General features: G+C 63.5%; 17 protein-coding genes and 1 pseudogene. 9 read left to right on the plus strand and 9 right to left on the minus strand.

Going from position 1 to position 14,947, the window contains the following annotated elements:
- Positions 1–19: 19 nt before the first annotated feature.
- Entirely contained in the window at positions 20–706 is a 687-nt protein-coding gene (locus tag R8L07_08045; protein MDW3205484.1) for a response regulator transcription factor, read from the plus strand.
- A gap of 6 nt (positions 707–712) precedes the next feature.
- Here the strand turns inward: R8L07_08045 and R8L07_08050 are convergent, their stop codons facing one another.
- Positions 713–1,960, minus strand: coding sequence for an MFS transporter (locus tag R8L07_08050; GenBank protein MDW3205485.1), 1,248 nt, complete (start codon positions 1,958–1,960; stop codon positions 713–715).
- Positions 1,961–2,154: 194 nt separating this feature from the next.
- Between R8L07_08050 and R8L07_08055 the strand changes: the two genes are divergently transcribed.
- Both R8L07_08055 and R8L07_08060 read left to right on the plus strand, forming a co-directional pair.
- The gene (locus tag R8L07_08055) at positions 2,155–2,997 is read left to right on the plus strand and encodes an MBL fold metallo-hydrolase (protein ID MDW3205486.1); all 843 of its coding nucleotides are present in this window, start codon (positions 2,155–2,157) and stop codon (positions 2,995–2,997) included.
- 28 nt (positions 2,998–3,025) lie between these two features.
- The gene (locus R8L07_08060; protein MDW3205487.1) at positions 3,026–3,886 is read left to right on the plus strand and encodes a class I SAM-dependent methyltransferase; all 861 of its coding nucleotides are present in this window, start codon (positions 3,026–3,028) and stop codon (positions 3,884–3,886) included.
- A gap of 64 nt (positions 3,887–3,950) precedes the next feature.
- Here R8L07_08060 and dnaQ read toward each other — a convergent pair whose 3' ends face one another.
- From dnaQ to R8L07_08085, 5 genes are read right to left on the minus strand one after another with little or no spacing between them, the layout of a single operon-like run.
- Positions 3,951–4,649, minus strand: a complete 699-nt coding sequence (dnaQ, locus tag R8L07_08065; GenBank protein ID MDW3205488.1) for a DNA polymerase III subunit epsilon — start codon at positions 4,647–4,649, stop codon at positions 3,951–3,953.
- The gene (gene coaE / locus R8L07_08070) at positions 4,642–5,259 is read right to left on the minus strand and encodes a dephospho-CoA kinase (GenBank protein MDW3205489.1); all 618 of its coding nucleotides are present in this window, start codon (positions 5,257–5,259) and stop codon (positions 4,642–4,644) included. The genes dnaQ and coaE overlap by 8 nt, the downstream gene beginning before the upstream one ends.
- The gene (locus tag R8L07_08075) at positions 5,256–6,113 is read right to left on the minus strand and encodes a shikimate dehydrogenase (protein ID MDW3205490.1); all 858 of its coding nucleotides are present in this window, start codon (positions 6,111–6,113) and stop codon (positions 5,256–5,258) included. The genes coaE and R8L07_08075 overlap by 4 nt, the downstream gene beginning before the upstream one ends.
- Entirely contained in the window at positions 6,110–6,739 is a 630-nt protein-coding gene (locus tag R8L07_08080) for a Maf family protein (GenBank protein ID MDW3205491.1), read from the minus strand. Before R8L07_08080 ends, R8L07_08075 begins: the two co-directional genes overlap by 4 nt.
- On the minus strand, positions 6,736–7,596 hold the full coding sequence (locus tag R8L07_08085) for a pyruvate, water dikinase regulatory protein (protein MDW3205492.1): 861 nt from the start codon (positions 7,594–7,596) through the stop codon (positions 6,736–6,738). Before R8L07_08085 ends, R8L07_08080 begins: the two co-directional genes overlap by 4 nt.
- A gap of 399 nt (positions 7,597–7,995) precedes the next feature.
- Here R8L07_08085 and hemE point away from each other — a divergent pair, with 399 nt between their 5' ends.
- The 3 genes from hemE (at position 7,996) to hemJ (ending at position 10,707) form a co-directional block, all read left to right on the plus strand.
- The gene (hemE, locus tag R8L07_08090; protein ID MDW3205493.1) at positions 7,996–9,042 is read left to right on the plus strand and encodes a uroporphyrinogen decarboxylase; all 1,047 of its coding nucleotides are present in this window, start codon (positions 7,996–7,998) and stop codon (positions 9,040–9,042) included.
- A 25-nt stretch (positions 9,043–9,067) separates the two neighbouring features.
- Entirely contained in the window at positions 9,068–10,087 is a 1,020-nt protein-coding gene (gene hemH / locus R8L07_08095) for a ferrochelatase (protein MDW3205494.1), read from the plus strand.
- 197 nt (positions 10,088–10,284) lie between these two features.
- Entirely contained in the window at positions 10,285–10,707 is a 423-nt protein-coding gene (gene hemJ / locus R8L07_08100; GenBank protein ID MDW3205495.1) for a protoporphyrinogen oxidase HemJ, read from the plus strand.
- 2 nt (positions 10,708–10,709) lie between these two features.
- Here hemJ and R8L07_08105 read toward each other — a convergent pair whose 3' ends face one another.
- Together R8L07_08105 and vapB are read right to left on the minus strand one after the other, a co-directional pair.
- A complete protein-coding gene (locus R8L07_08105; GenBank protein MDW3205496.1) occupies positions 10,710–11,090 on the minus strand; it encodes a PIN domain-containing protein in 381 nt (126 codons plus the stop codon).
- Positions 11,090–11,311 (minus strand): type II toxin-antitoxin system VapB family antitoxin, encoded by a 222-nt coding sequence (gene vapB, locus R8L07_08110; protein ID MDW3205497.1) that lies wholly within the window; start codon positions 11,309–11,311, stop codon positions 11,090–11,092. Before vapB ends, R8L07_08105 begins: the two co-directional genes overlap by 1 nt.
- 337 nt (positions 11,312–11,648) lie before the next feature.
- Here vapB and rho point away from each other — a divergent pair, with 337 nt between their 5' ends.
- From rho to kynA, 3 genes and pseudogenes are all read left to right on the plus strand, one after another.
- Positions 11,649–12,920 (plus strand): transcription termination factor Rho, encoded by a 1,272-nt coding sequence (gene rho / locus R8L07_08115; protein MDW3205498.1) that lies wholly within the window; start codon positions 11,649–11,651, stop codon positions 12,918–12,920.
- A 127-nt stretch (positions 12,921–13,047) separates the two neighbouring features.
- A pseudogene (locus tag R8L07_08120) lies at positions 13,048–13,122 on the plus strand (DUF1697 domain-containing protein).
- Positions 13,123–13,386: 264 nt separating this feature from the next.
- Positions 13,387–14,187 (plus strand): tryptophan 2,3-dioxygenase, encoded by an 801-nt coding sequence (gene kynA / locus R8L07_08125; protein ID MDW3205499.1) that lies wholly within the window; start codon positions 13,387–13,389, stop codon positions 14,185–14,187.
- Between the two features lie 162 nt (positions 14,188–14,349).
- Here kynA and secB read toward each other — a convergent pair whose 3' ends face one another.
- Complete coding sequence (gene secB, locus R8L07_08130) at positions 14,350–14,898, minus strand: protein-export chaperone SecB (GenBank protein MDW3205500.1); 549 nt, start codon at positions 14,896–14,898, stop codon at positions 14,350–14,352.
- Between the last annotated feature and the right edge of the window lie 49 nt (positions 14,899–14,947).

The raw sequence follows: 14,947 nt of genomic DNA on the forward strand, positions 1-14,947 counted from the left end.
GCGGCATATCGGGAGAACCATGAGCGGCAAGAAAATCCTTTTATGCGACGATGACGAGGCCCTGCGTCAGTCGCTGGCGGAACAGCTACAGCTTCACGAAGAATTCGAAACGGTCCAGGTCGGGTCGGCCGGTGATGCCATCGCCGCCGCGAAGGAGCATCATTTCGACGCGATCGTGCTCGATGTCGGCCTGCCCGACATGGACGGGCGGGAGGCCTGTCGGCTGCTGCGGCGCAACGGGGTGAAATGCCCGGTGCTGATGCTGACGGCCCATGATTCCGATTCCGACACCATTCTGGGCCTCGATGCCGGCGCCAATGATTACGTCGCCAAGCCGTTTCGGCTGAATGTGCTGCTGGCCCGATTGCGGGCCCAGCTGCGCCAGCATGAACAGAGCGAGGATGCGGTCTTCGCCATCGGCCCCTACAGTTTCCGCCCGGCACAAAAACTCCTGCTGGAGGAAGACAAGAACAGGAAGGTGCGCCTGACGGAAAAGGAGACCGCGATCCTGAAGTATCTCTATCGCGCCGGCATGAAGGTGATATCGCGCGACACGCTTCTGGGTGAGGTCTGGGGCTACAATGCCGGGGTCACCACCCATACGCTGGAGACCCATGTCTACCGGCTGCGTCAGAAGATCGAACGCGATCCGTCCAATGCGGAAATCCTGGTCACGGAGCCGGGCGGCTACAAGCTGGTTCCCTAGCCGCGGCTAACCGCGCGACATCCGGCCGGATGCCCGTATCTTGCGGTGAATGGCCAATGCCGCGAGGGTCGCGCACAGGGTCGACGCGGCGGCCGTCCACCAGCCGCCGGACCAGCCCCAGACGCTGCCGCCGACCCAGCCGATCACGATCGGGCCGGCCAGGACACCGAGATTCCGTCCCGCCATCAGCATGCCGAAAGCCGCCGTGCCGGTACCGCCAGGGCCGAGCAGACGGCCCGGCAGCGCAAAGAGGCAGGTCGGCGTGATGCCCGCGAAAAATCCGTAGGCAAGCAAGACCAGCACCCCGGTCCAGTCCGTCCCGGCCAGCGGGCCGAGCAGCAGAACCAGAACCTGCCCGGCCAGAACCACCGCCAGAAGCCGGGCGATGGGCAGGCCCGATTTGAGCAGGATCGCGGCGAACAGATTGCAGCCCGCGATCGCCGCAACGGTCAGGCCGTAGAATTCCTTCGCCCGGGCATGATCCATGCCCCGGTCGGCCACCAGATATTCCGGCAGCCAGCTCAGGACGGCGATGTTTTGCAGCGCCCAGAAGCTGAAACATAGGGCCACCAGCATCATGCCCCGCCGCGCCTCGGGCGGCAGATCGGGCGCCCCGCCCTGCGCGGTCGGCAGGGCCAGCCGCCGCCCGTCGCCGCGGGCCAGCCACAGCGTCCAGCCGGCGATCGTCACGGCAATCACGATGCCGCCCCACCAGACGCTGGGCCAGACCGCATCCCCCGGCAGCAGGGTCTCCGCCGCCCGGCCGATCAAAGTGGCGACCAGCCCGCCGAGGGGAATCCAGGTCGCCGCCAGCGCCGCAGCAATCGGCAGGTGTCGGGGTGCGGCGTTGCGGGTCATCAGGGTCGGCCCGGCGACCGCCAGAATCGCCATCGCCATGCCCTCCAGCCCCCGGCCCGCCAGCACGGCCCATCCATTTTCCGGCAGGGTCAGGATCGGCGCGGCACCCAGCACCGCCAGCAGACAGCCCGCGACCAGCCAGGCGGCCGTCGACTGGCGCTGCATTGCCTGACCGATCTTGACGGAAAGCCCCAGACCGATCACCGCAAAGATCGACATGAAACCGCCCGCCAGTTCCGGTCCGTAATCGAAACGATCCAGCATTTCCGGCAGAACCGGCGGCAGCTTGAGCTGCTGATAGGCGGCCAGCAGCGCAACACACAATCCGAACAGAATGCCTGTCCAGTCGCTGCGCGCGTCGCGCATCTGCGGTCCGGGCACCGGGCCATCGGTCATGATTGTGAAACTCCGTTCCGTCCGGTCGGAAAGCCGCCGGCGTCACCGGGCGGTGGGGCGGCACATGGTTTGCGTTCCTCAGATACCCGCTATAGCATCCGGATCGGGGCATGTCCCGCCGCGCGGAAGCGAGGGCGGTATCGACAATTTCCCCCGGGGGAGCACGGTCCGGGGAAGCATAAAGAGGGATTGCCATGGCGCGCGACCAGGGACGCCCGGAATTCTTCGTGAAGTTCTGGGGGACCCGGGGCAGCATTGCCTGTTCGGGACCGGATACGATGCGATATGGCGGCAACACCTCCTGCATCGAGGTGATGTGCGGCAGTCAGCGCCTGATTTTTGACGGCGGAACGGGACTGCGCAAGCTGGGCCGGGAAATCGCACAGGAAGGGCCGCAGGATATCGACCTGTTCCTGACGCATACGCATCTGGACCACATCATCGGCCTGCCCTTCTTCGTGCCGTTCCACATCCCCGGCAACAATCCGCGCGTCTGGGCGGGCAACCTGCTGCCGGACCGTACACTGAAGGGAACCCTGTCCGACATGATGCAGGCGCCGCTGTTCCCGGTGCCGCCGGAAACCTTCCGCGCCAATGTCGAATTCCACGATTTCGAAGCCGGGGACACCCTGACACCGGGGACCGGAATTACCCTGCGCACCGCGCCGCTGAACCATCCGAACGGCGCCTGCGGCTATCGCATCGAATTCGACGGACGGTCGATCTGTTACATCACCGATACCGAACATTATCCGGAAGGCCGCGACCAGACCGTGGTCGACCTCGTGCGCGGTGCGGACATCATGATCTATGACGCCACCTATACCGAGGAGGAATATCCCCGTTTCGTCGGGTTCGGACATTCCACCTGGGAAGAGGCGGTCCGGGTCGCCGATGCGGCGGGCGTGAAGACACTGGTGCTGTTCCATCACGAACCGACCCATGACGACGAATTCATGGACGACATCGCCGAAGCGGTGGACGAGGCCCGGCCCGGCAGCGTCGTCGCCCGCGAAGGCATGATGATGCGCCCCTGACCCCGGACGGAAAGGAAGGTCGGAGGCAATGTACGGCTCCTCCCCCCTGCTGCGCCGGCTGACGCTGGGTCTGCCGACCGTGCTCGGCCTCGCGAAGCGCGGATACTTCATCCCTTACCGCTACGCGGCCGGCATTCCGGCCCGGGCGGAACGCGCCGCCTTTCCCTTCGTCGAGGACCTGTTTCGGGATCGGGAAAGCGATTTTCTGGACCTCCTGGACGTGCCGGACGATCTGATCCTGTCCCTGGCGGACCGGTTCAACTGGCCGGCGCCCCCGTCACCGCGCTGGCAGCAGGTCTGGTTTCCCCGCCTTGATGCGCTGGCGACCTATCTGCTGGTCCGACGGCACCGGCCGCGCCGGATCGTGGAGATCGGCAGCGGCCATTCGACCCGGTTCGCCGCCGCCGCGATCCGGGATGACGGGCTGAAAACGGAAATCCGCGCCGTCGATCCGGATCCGCGTGCCGATCTGGAACATCTGAAATGCGTCAGCTTCCACCGCATGCCGCTGCAGGACGTGCCGATGTCCGAATTCGCGGATCTGGCGCCCGGCGATTTCCTGATGATCGATTCCAGCCATATCGCCATGCCGGGCAGCGATGTGGATATCCTGCTGGGTCGCATCGTGCCGTCCCTGCCGGCCGGGGTCTTCATCCAGGTCCACGACATGTTCCTGCCCGACCCCTATCCGGAATCCTGGACCTGGCGCGGCTATAACGAGCAGCTGCCGGTGGCCGCGTTGATGGCGGGCGGAGCGGTGGAGCCGGTCTGGTCGAGCCGCTGGATCGCCACACGCCACCACGCCGTCATCAAAAACGGGCCCATCGCGCAGATCCCGATCTGGGAGGATGTGCCGGAAACCTCGCTCTGGCTGCGCAAGATCCGGTGACCGCGCACCGCGTTAGGATCGCCAAGGTTCCCGCGCCCGCAGGAACTCACAGGAAGGGGAAGCTCTATTCCGCGGCGGTCCAGAGCGGGTTGCTGATCTTTTCCAGAAAGGCCTTGTGGGCGGCTTCTTCCTCGGCGCTGGGCGCGTGCGGACGGGGTTCGCGAACCGGCCGGTCAGAGATCGTGGTGACGCGGGAAGCGGCCCTGGACGTGCCTTGCGACGGCCCGTCATCGCCGAAGGTCAGGCCCGTCTGGCGCCCGCCGGTCAGTTCGATATAGACCTCGGCCAGCAACTCGGCATCCAGCAGGGCGCCGTGTTTGGTCCGCGCCGAATTGTCGATGGCAAAGCGCTTGCACAGCGCGTCCAGGCTGACCGCCGCGCCGGGAAACTTCTCGCGCGCCATGGCGACGGTATCGATCGACTGCGACATCGGCAGGGTCGGACGTCCGCAGGCCTTCAGTTCCGCATTCAGGAACTTCATGTCGAAGGCCGCGTTGTGGATCACCAGCTTGGCGTCCCCGACAAAGGCCAGGAAATCCTCGACCACATCCTGAAACAACGGCTTGTCCGCCAGAAACGCCTCGGACAGGCCATGAACCTGGAAGGCCTCGACCGGCATGTCGCGTTCCGGATTCAGATAGACATGGTAGGTCTCGCCCGTCGGGACACGATTGATCAGCTCGACCCCGCCGATTTCAACAACGCGGTGACCCCCGGCCGGGTCCAGGCCTGTCGTTTCCGTATCGAAACAGATCTCACGCATGCGGATTTCTCCAACGGTTTCGGGCGACAACCGGCATTTTGAGGGTGTTCTCCAGCGCCCGCAAGACCGGTCGCCGGCCCAGGGACGACCAGATCACGATATCGGCGCGGCGGCGTTTCTCCCCTTCCGGCATCTGGCGTGCGCGGATATCCCGCAGTTTTTCCGGCGTCATGCCGGGCCGGGCGAGAACCCGTTGTGCCTGAATGAACAGCGGCGCGGTCACCGCGATGGTCAGATCGCACAGGCGCTCGCCACCGGTTTCGAACAGCAGTGGCACGTCCAGGACAGCGGCCCTCCGCCCGTGCAGCATGCAGGATTTCAGAAATCCGTCGCGATCCGCCGCAACCATCGGGTGCAGGATCGACTCCAGTGTCTTCAGCGCGGCCGGGTCGCCGAACACTTTCGGGCCCAGCGCCGCCCGGTCCACGGCACCATCCTTCGTGGCCCCGGGAAAGGCGGCTTCTATGGCGGGGACTGCCGCACCGCCCGGACCGGTCAGACGATGCACCGTCGCATCGGCATCATGAACCGGCACGCCCAGCCCGCGCAGCATCGCGCTGGCCGTGCTTTTCCCCATGCCGATCGATCCGGTCAGGCCGATCACGATCATGCTGCCATCGCCCCCAGAACGACCCGGCGCAGATCATCGTCCACCTGCGGCGTTTCCGGCGGGTTGAACCACGCCTCGAACCCCGGCACCGCCTGGTGCAGCAGCATGCCCAGACCGTCGACCGTCGAATTGCCACGTGCACGCGCGGCGGCCAGAAGCCCGGTTTCCAGGGGCTTGTAGACGATATCGGTGACAAAGGCGGATGTCGGCAGGACGGTCAGATCGATTTCCAGCGGCGGCTGCCCCGCCATGCCGAGACTCGTCGTGTTGACCAGCAGATCGCAATCCGACAGGTCCGGCGCGGTGGCCGCAATCAGCCTTGCCGAGCCGGCTTCCGACAATTCCTCGACCAGTCGCTCGGCCCGGGCGACGGTGCGGTTGACGATGCGGATTTCCTGGAAGCCCAGATCCTGCAGGGCCGCCACCACGGCACGGGCCGCCCCTCCGGCACCCAGGACAATTGCCGACCCCCGTCCGATCCGACCCCATCCTGCCGCGGTCTCCAGATTGCGGCGAAAGCCGTACAGATCGGTGTTCCGCCCTTCGATCGTCCCGTCAGGCAGGCGCACCACCGTGTTGACGGCACCTAGACGCCGGGCGGCCTGGTCGAGCCGGTCGCAGAAGCGAAAGGCCGCCTCCTTATGGGGCACGGTGACATTCATCCCGACCCAGCCTTCATCCTGCAGCAGGCTGGTCATATCGGATTCGAAACGCTCTGGCGCGATTTCCCGGCGCTCGTAGCGTCCCGGCAGACCGAAGCGTTTCAGCCAGGTGCCATGCAGGACCGGCGACAGCGACTGCGCGACGGGCATGCCGACAACACCGGCAACGGGTCCGGCATTCGATCCGGTCATGACGTGATGGCCCCGTTCTGTCGCAGGAAACCCAGAAGCGCCAGCAAGGGCAGACCCAGAACGGTGAAATAGTCCCCCTCGACCCGGCTGAACAGTTGCGCGCCCAGCCCTTCCAACCGGTATCCGCCGACCGATCCCAGCCCGTCTTCGCCCACGGCATCGACATAGCGGCGGATGAAATCGGGGCTCAACCGGCGCATTGTCATATGTGCCGGTTCCACCAGCCCCCAGAGACGCTGGCCGTCCTGCATCACGGACACACCGGCAAACAGACTGTGACGCTGGCCACTCAATGCTTCCAGATGGCCCCGCAGATGATCCAGATCCGGCGGCTTGTCGAACCAGACGCCGTTACAGTCCAGGGTCTGATCGGCACCGATGACCAAGGCGCCGGGATGACGCTGACTGACCTTCAGTGCCTTCAGATCGGACAGGGCTTCCGCGACCTGGGCGGCGCTGGCTCCTTCGGCGCGCAGCGATTCCTTGACCGCATCCTCATCCACATTGGCCGGATCGATCTCGATGGTAAGGCCCGCCCCCCGTAACAGATCGGCACGCGTGCGGCTGCCCGAAGCCAGGACGATGGTCTTGGACTGACCGATGGCGGTCGCCGAACCCACGGTCATGCCGCCCCTCCCGGTCCCCCGTTTCGGTTTTCCAGACGCCGGTCATAATGCTGGATGACCGCCGCCGCCGTTTCCTCGATCGAACGGCGCGATACATCGATGACGGGCCAGTCGCGTTCACGGCAGATCCGGCGGCAGGTCATGACTTCCTTCTTCACGGTTTCCAGATCGACATAGTCCGTTTCGTCATCCTCCGCGATCATCTTCAGCCGGTTCTTGCGGATCTGTACCAGGCTGGCGGGATCCTTGGTCAGGCCGACAACCAGCGGCCCGTTCGCGCCGGTCATGCCCAGCAGTTCCTCGGGCAGGCCGATCCCCGGTACGAAGGGCACATTCGCTGCCTTGATGCCGCGGTTCGCCAGATAGATGCAGGTCGGCGTCTTGGACGTGCGCGACACGCCGGTCAGGATCACATCGGCGCTGTGCAGATTCCAGAGCCCCTGCCCGTCGTCATGGGTCAGGGCAAACTGCATCGCATCGATCCGGCTGAAGTAATCCGCATCCAGCGCATGCTGACGCCCCGGCTGCTGACGTGCCGGCTCCCCCAGATAATTCTCGAAGGCGTTGATGAACGGATCCAGCACCGAAATGCACGGCACGCGCAGCTGCCGGCAGCCGTCCATCAGATGGCGACGCAGTTCCTGATTGACGAAGGTGAACAGTACGATCCCCGGCGATTCCGAGACTTTCTGCAGAATCTGGTCGACCTTCGTGGTACTGCGTACCAGGTTCCAGTGATGCTCTACGCCTTCGACATCCTCGAACTGGACGATACAGGCCCGGGCGATCGCCTGAACCGTCTCGCCGGTCGAGTCCGAAACGAGGTAAAGCTGAATGTCACGCATGCCATCGGTCATTGGGGAGTAACCCTGTCGAAAACCTGTGCACAGTTTATGGGACAAACTGCCGGGTTGGTGCAATCCCGGACACCATCCCCGCTGACCCGAAGAGTGACCCGTCGGTTATGCGCATCGGGATAACTGCCATCGGAACGAGTCTGCCTGTGGATGGTATCCCTGTCACGGGCCACTCATCCCCATGACTCCCGTTCCGCGCAGATCAGCCAGGACAAGGGGACTCACAGCTTACCCCGTCTTTGCCCACAGGTCTGAGACCCGATCATGCTGGCCTGTGGATCGCAACGGGACAGGATTTAATCCCCATTCCTGCACCCCCCAACCACAACCACTCTCTTTTCTAATTAATAATATTACTTATAAGGATGAACCCATGATCTGTGTATCGAAAGCCCGTCCATGAGTGTCCAGCGTTCCCCGAAGCCGTTCCTCAGGACGTTGTACGGCGAAGTCCAGGACAGTCCGCCAATCTGGCTGATGCGCCAGGCCGGACGATATCTGCCGGAATACCGTGCCGTCCGGGCGGATGTCGGCGGGTTTCTGGACCTGTGCTACGATCCGGACCGGGCCTGCGAAGTCACCCTTCAGCCGATCCGACGGTTCGGGTTCGATGCCGCGATCCTGTTTTCGGACATTCTGGTCCTGCCCCATGCCCTGCAGCAGAAGGTCTGGTTCGTCGAAGGCGAAGGCCCGAAGCTGGAGCCGCTGCGCGATGCATCGGATTTGTCGATCCTGAAGCCCGACGCGGTTCTGGGACATCTTCAGCCGGTCTTCGAGACGGTCGCGAAACTGAGCGCTGCCCTGCCGATGGAAACCGCGCTGATCGGATTTGCCGGGGCGCCCTGGACCGTCGCGACCTACATGATCGAAGGCGGTTCATCGCGCGATTTTGCGAAGACGAAGCTCTGGGCCTATCACGATCCGGACGGATTCCAGCGGCTGATCGATCTGCTTGTGGACTCGACGGCGACCTATCTCGTGGCCCAGATCGATGCCGGCGCACAGGCAGTGCAGCTATTCGATTCCTGGGCCGGGGCCCTGGACGAAGCCGGATTCCGCCGCTGGTCCCTCGCGCCGGCGAAGGCCATCGTCGATCGGGTTCGCGAAAGTCACCCCGATGTGCCGATCATCGGCTTTCCGCGCGCCGTCGGGCCGCTCTACACCGAATACGCGTCACAGACAGGCGTCACGGCCGTGTCACTGGACCAGGGGCTGCCCGCGGCATGGGCCGCCCGGGAAATACCGCGCGACGTGGTGACGCAGGGCAATCTGGATCCGATGGCGCTGCTGGCCGGTGGGGAAGCACTGGATCGGGCGGTGGATCATATTCTGGAGGTGTTTGACGGCCGAGCGCATGTCTTCAACCTCGGTCACGGCATCATCAAGGAAACGCCGCCGGACCATGTGGCAAGGCTGGTCGAGCGGATACGCCGCGCTACATCGTGAGGCGACCGCAACAGAGACGCATGCCATGTCCCCCACACTGCCGCGCAATCATCCGCCCGTAACGCCGCCGAAAACCGGTGTCCTGCTGGTCAATCTGGGCACGCCGGACGGGTATGACGTCAAGAGCATGCGGCGCTATCTGGGGGAATTTCTGTCCGATACCCGGGTCATCGAGGCGCCGAAATGGCTGTGGTGGCCCATTCTGCACGGGATCATTCTCAACACCCGGCCGAAGAAATCCGGTGAGGCCTATCGCAAGATCTGGATGACCGAAACCGATGAAAGCCCTTTGCGCCATTACACCCGCGCCCAGGCACAGGAACTGGCGCCACGGCTGGACGCCGAGGGGGTGATCGTCGACTGGGCCATGCGCTATGGCTCTCCCTCCATCGTGCAGGGGATCGATTCCCTGATGAACCAGGGCTGTCAGCGCATTCTGCTGGCACCGCTCTATCCCCAGTATTCCGCCGCGACCACGGCGTCCGTCGTCGATAAGGCGAATGCCCATCTGGCCCGGCTGCGCCGTCAGCCGGCCATGCGGGTTCTGCCGACCTTTCATGACGATCCGGCCTACATTCGGGCGCTGGGTGACAGTGTCCGCGCCGCCCTCAGGGATCAGCCGGAACCGGATCGCCTGCTGTGCAGTTTCCACGGCATGCCGCGCGAAACTCTGGACAAGGGCGATCCGTATCACTGTTTCTGCCAGAAGACCGCCCGTCTGCTGCGCGAGGATCTTGGCTGGCCGCAGGATCGGTTCCAGGTTGTCTTCCAGTCCCGGTTCGGGCCGAAGGAATGGCTGCAACCCTATGCCGAGCCGACAGTGGCGGGTCTGGCCAAGGAAGGCGTGAAAAGCATCGCCATGATCTCCCCCGGTTTCGTCTCCGACTGTGTCGAGACCCTGGAGGAACTTGCCATCGGCCTGCGTGAGACGTTTGAGGAAAACGGCGGCGAGCGCTTCACCTATATCCCCTGCCTCAACGCCACCCCACCGATGATCGATCTGCTGGAGACCCTTGCCCGGCGCGAATTGGGCGGCTGGATCTAGTTCTTGCCACCAACTGCCGTATTCCTGCGAACGCAGGAATCTTCGTGACGCTCGCAGGGTGCCGGGGTTATCCAAGGCTCCTGCTTTCGCAGGAGCACGGAACGATTGCCGGTTTTCGCACCAATACGGCGGTGCAGGTAGGAGAGTTTTCAGTTTTGTCCCGGTCAATGGGGCAAACGAAGAAAGGGAGCGGATCGATGTACGAGTGGATAAAGGCGCTGCATGTCCTGTCGGTCATCTCCTGGATGGCCGTGCTGCTCTATCTGCCGCGGCTCTACGTCTATCACGCATCGGCCGAGGTCGGGTCCGACAAGTCCGAAACCTTCAAGGCGATGGAACGCCGCCTGCTGCGCGGGATCGGCAATCCGGCAATGATCGCGACCTGGATCTTCGGCTTGTGGGCAGCCTATGACGCCTACTGGTTCACCGCGGGATGGTTCCACGCCAAGATGGCGCTGGTCCTGCTGATGACCGGCTATCACATGGTGATGGCCCGCTGGCGCAAGGATTTCGAGGCGGACCGCAACACGCGGACGGAACGCTTCTATCGTTTCATGAACGAGGTCCCCGCCCTACTGATGGTCGGGATCGTCATCCTGGTGATCGTGAAACCCTTCTGACCCTACCAGGTTTCCAGGCGCAGGCCCGGAATTGAGCGATAGGCCTGTGGCGCGCCGGTGACGAGGATCAGGCCGTTGGCCCGCGCCGTGGCAGCGATCATCGCCCGGTCGGCGTCGAACGGCGATCCCGCACGGATTTCGCCGGCATGGATGGCCGCATCATGGTCGAAGGCGCGGACAGTCAGGCGCATGGCGAATTCCTTGACGATCCGGCGGTTCCGCTCCGGCCGCTCCGTGCGTTCCGCCCCTTCGAACAACGCTGTCAGTGAAATCGGGGAAACGCCCAGCTCATCTGCATGGGCGTTGAACCGCACCCGCAGCCCTTCCTCCCGGTCACGGATCGCGCGAAGGCAGATGTCAGTGTCCAGCAGAAATCCCGCCATTACCGCCCCGTTGCCCTGGCGGGATCGTCATCCGGCATGAAATCCTCGGTGACCCCGGGGGCAGCGAAGAAATCGTCCCAGAGGGCCCCGCCCGGTGCGATGACCCGCGCCTGACCGACCTCCGCGATCTCGACCGCGGTGACATGGGCCGGAAAGGCCAGCGCCTTGGGAATCCGCACGGCCTGGGTACGATTGTTGGTGAAGATCGTCGTCCTGGTCATCGGGTCACCTCGCCGGTATATACTCAACACGTATACGAAAATGGGTCGGATGTATATGCCAGAAGTATATCCGCGTGCGATTTGAAGACCTTGTCACAGCCTTTCATGAAACCTCCATTTGACTTCCGACGCGATGCGGCCTATTTGAGAAGCGTCGGGCAGGAAGTCCGGCGCATCGCACCCCGGAAACCCGGGCCTCCAAAAACGCACGGTTCCAACCGAACAGCCACCGACCTGGCAGAGTCGTACCCGATAGCACCATTCGTCGGGCCACAGGAACGCAGCGTCCCGACAGACTCCCTGTCAGAAAATCCTCGCGACAGAGCACAAGAAACCCATGCATCTCAAAGAACTGAAACAGAAATCCCCGCCCGAACTCCTGGCTTTCGCGGAAGAGCTGGAGATCGAGAACGCCTCGAACCTGCGCAAACAGGAATTGATGTTCGCCTGCCTCAAGCAGCTGGCGATGAACGATGTGGCGATTTATGGCGAGGGGGTGCTTGAGGTCCTGTCCGACGGGTTCGGCTTCCTGCGCTCGCCCGAGGCAAATTATCTGGCCGGGCCGGATGACATCTATGTCTCGCCCAGCCAGGTGCGCCGCTTCGGTCTGCGTACCGGCGATACGGTCGAGGGTCAGATCCGCGCGCCGAAGGACGGCGAGCGCTATTTCGCCCTGCTGAAGGTGAACAAGGTCAATTTCGACGAGCCGGATTCGGTTCGGCATCGAATCAATTTCGACAACCTGACGCCGCTTTATCCCGATGAGAAGCTGCAGCTCGAAATCGAAGGCAACGACGATCAGAAGAGCAAGAAGAAGGAACAGTCGACCCGGGTCATCGATCTGGTCGCGCCGCTGGGCAAGGGTCAGCGCGCGCTGATCGTCGCGCCGCCGCGCACCGGTAAGACGATGCTGATGCAGAATGTCGCCCACGCGATTTCGCAGAACCATCCGGAAGTCTATCTGCTGGTCCTGCTGATCGACGAGCGGCCGGAAGAAGTGACGGACATGCAGCGCTCCGTGAAGGGCGAGGTCGTGTCCTCTACCTTCGACGAGCCGGCACAGCGCCACGTCCAGGTCGCCGAAATGGTGATCGAAAAGGCCAAGCGCCTGGTCGAACACAAGCGCGACGTGGTCATCCTGCTGGATTCGATCACCCGCCTGGCCCGCGCCTACAACACGGTCGTCCCGTCCTCGGGCAAGGTCCTGACCGGCGGTGTCGATGCCAACGCCCTGCAGCGTCCGAAGCGCTTCTTCGGCGCGGCGCGGAATATCGAGGAAGGCGGCTCGCTGACCATCATCTCGACCGCGCTGATCGATACCGGCAGCCGCATGGACGAAGTCATCTTCGAAGAGTTCAAGGGCACCGGTAACTCGGAAATCATCCTGGACCGCAAGCTCAGCGACAAGCGCACCTTCCCGGCCATCGACATCACCAAGTCGGGCACCCGGAAGGAGGAACTGCTGGTCGACAAGGGCACGCTGTCGAAGATGTGGGTCCTGCGCCGCATCCTCATGCCGATGGGCGTGGTCGACGCGATGGAATTCCTCCTCGACAAGATCAAGCATTCGAAGAACAACAACGAATTCTTCGACAGCATGAACCAGTAGTCCGGGTGCGGCGTGCTCCTGCGAAAGCGGGAGGCTCCTTGCCACCGTCAAGGCTGTGACCCGGCGAAGTTCCTAGCTTCGCAGGAATGCCTTGTGGGGGCGGACAGTCAATGCAGGGGTCTACGCCATGACCGTCTGGATCGCCCTTCTGCGTGGCATCAATGTCGGTGGCAGCAACAAGCTCCCCATGGCCGGTCTGCGCGACCTGCTGACCGCGTGTTCTATCTGCATGCCCTGAATGGGATTGGCCGGTCGAAACTGGTGGAGAAAGCGGAGAAATGCCTCGGCGTCGCCGCAACCGCCCGGAACTTCCGATCCGTGACCGCTATTGCGGATCCAGCGGGTCAGTGACGGCGGTGCTCCTGCGAAAGCAGGAGCCTTCATCGATCAGGTACAGGCCCGAGGAAGATTCCTGCTTTCGCAGGAATACGGTAAGGGTTTGGGTAGTATTTCGAAGGAACCCGACATGACCGAAACGCCGCCCGACATTTCCTACGCCGACTATCTGGGTCTGGATACCCTGTTCGACAGCCAGCATCCGCGCTCGGATGCCCATGACGAGCTGCTGTTCATCATTCAGCACCAGACGTCGGAATTGTGGATGCGCCTTGCCCTGCATGAGCTGCATGCCGCGCGTGCGGCGATCCTGGCGGGGGAAACACGACCGTCCTTCAAGATGCTGACCCGGGTGGCGCGGATCTTCGAACAGCTGAACAGTGCCTGGGACGTGCTGCGTACCATGACGCCATCGGAATACACCACCTTCCGGCCGTCACTCGCCAATTCGTCCGGCTTCCAGTCTTTTCAGTATCGCGAGATCGAATTCCTGCTGGGGAACCGCAACAAGTCCCTGATGGACATGCATGAATCCCGGTCAACAGTAATGGATCGGTTACGTAATGAACTGAAGACCCCCAGCCTCTATGATGCCGCTCTGGGGCGGCTGGCGGCGGCGGGGCTGGATATTCCCGACACGGTCCGGACCCGCGACCTGTCCGTCCGGCACGAGGCCGATCCGGCGGTCGAGGCGGCGTGGCGCACGGTCTACCGCGCCCCGCAGACCCATTGGGAACTCTACGAGCTGGGCGAGAAGCTGGTCGATCTGGAGGACTATTTTCGGCGCTGGCGCTTCAACCATGTCACCACGGTCGAACGCGTCATCGGCGCCAAACGCGGCACCGGCGGCACCAGCGGCGTCCCCTATCTGCGCAAGATGCTGGAGACGGTCCTGTTCCCGGAACTCTGGTCGGTGCGCACGGCGCTGTAAGGGCGGTGCAAGACCGGCCGCGACTCCAGCTTTCGCAGGAATACGACTTTAGTTTTGTGACATCACCGGGCGCGCTCCTGCGAAAGCAGGAGCCTTCGCAGGGTAGGTGCGGTGCCGGGAAAGAAGGTTCCTGCTTTCGCAGGAACACGGGTGCGGTGGAAATTACGCCTCTGCGGTCTCGCCTTCCGCAGCGCCCTTGCCTTCGGCGTCCTTCTGGGCCTGTTCCTGGGCAGCCAGGCGCTGGCGGTAGAGCTGGACGAAATCGAACGGCGCCAGCAGCAACATCGAGAAGCCGCCGGAGCGCGTGGAATCACAGACGATCTGGCGCACGAAGGGGAACAGCATGCGCGGCACTTCGACCAGCAAAAGGGCATTCAGCGCCTCTTTCGGCACCTGGCCGACGCGCACGATGGCGGCATAGGCCAGTTCCAGGATGTAGGCCGTCTGCCCGTCCTGCTCCGCCTTCACCTCGACGGTCAGCACGACCTCGACATCGCGCCCGCCCAGGGCGGCGGTCTGCACGTCGATGACGATGCTGGCTTCCGGGGCGGCGTTGCTGGCGAAGGTCTGCGGCGCGTTCGGGTTCTCGAAGGACAGATCCTTGATGTATTGCCGCATGATTTGATACGGCGGCTCGGCCTGGGTGCCGGGATTGGCCGTCTTCGGAATATCGCTGGGGTTAGCGGGCGCGGAATCGCGATCGTCTGCCATGGGGTCAGTTATCCGTCAGTTGGATCGGGAAAGCCCGGCATTCGGGCAA

Source organism: Alphaproteobacteria bacterium (assembly GCA_033344895.1).
Lineage (GTDB): Bacteria > Pseudomonadota > Alphaproteobacteria > UBA8366 > Aestuariispiraceae > Pacificispira.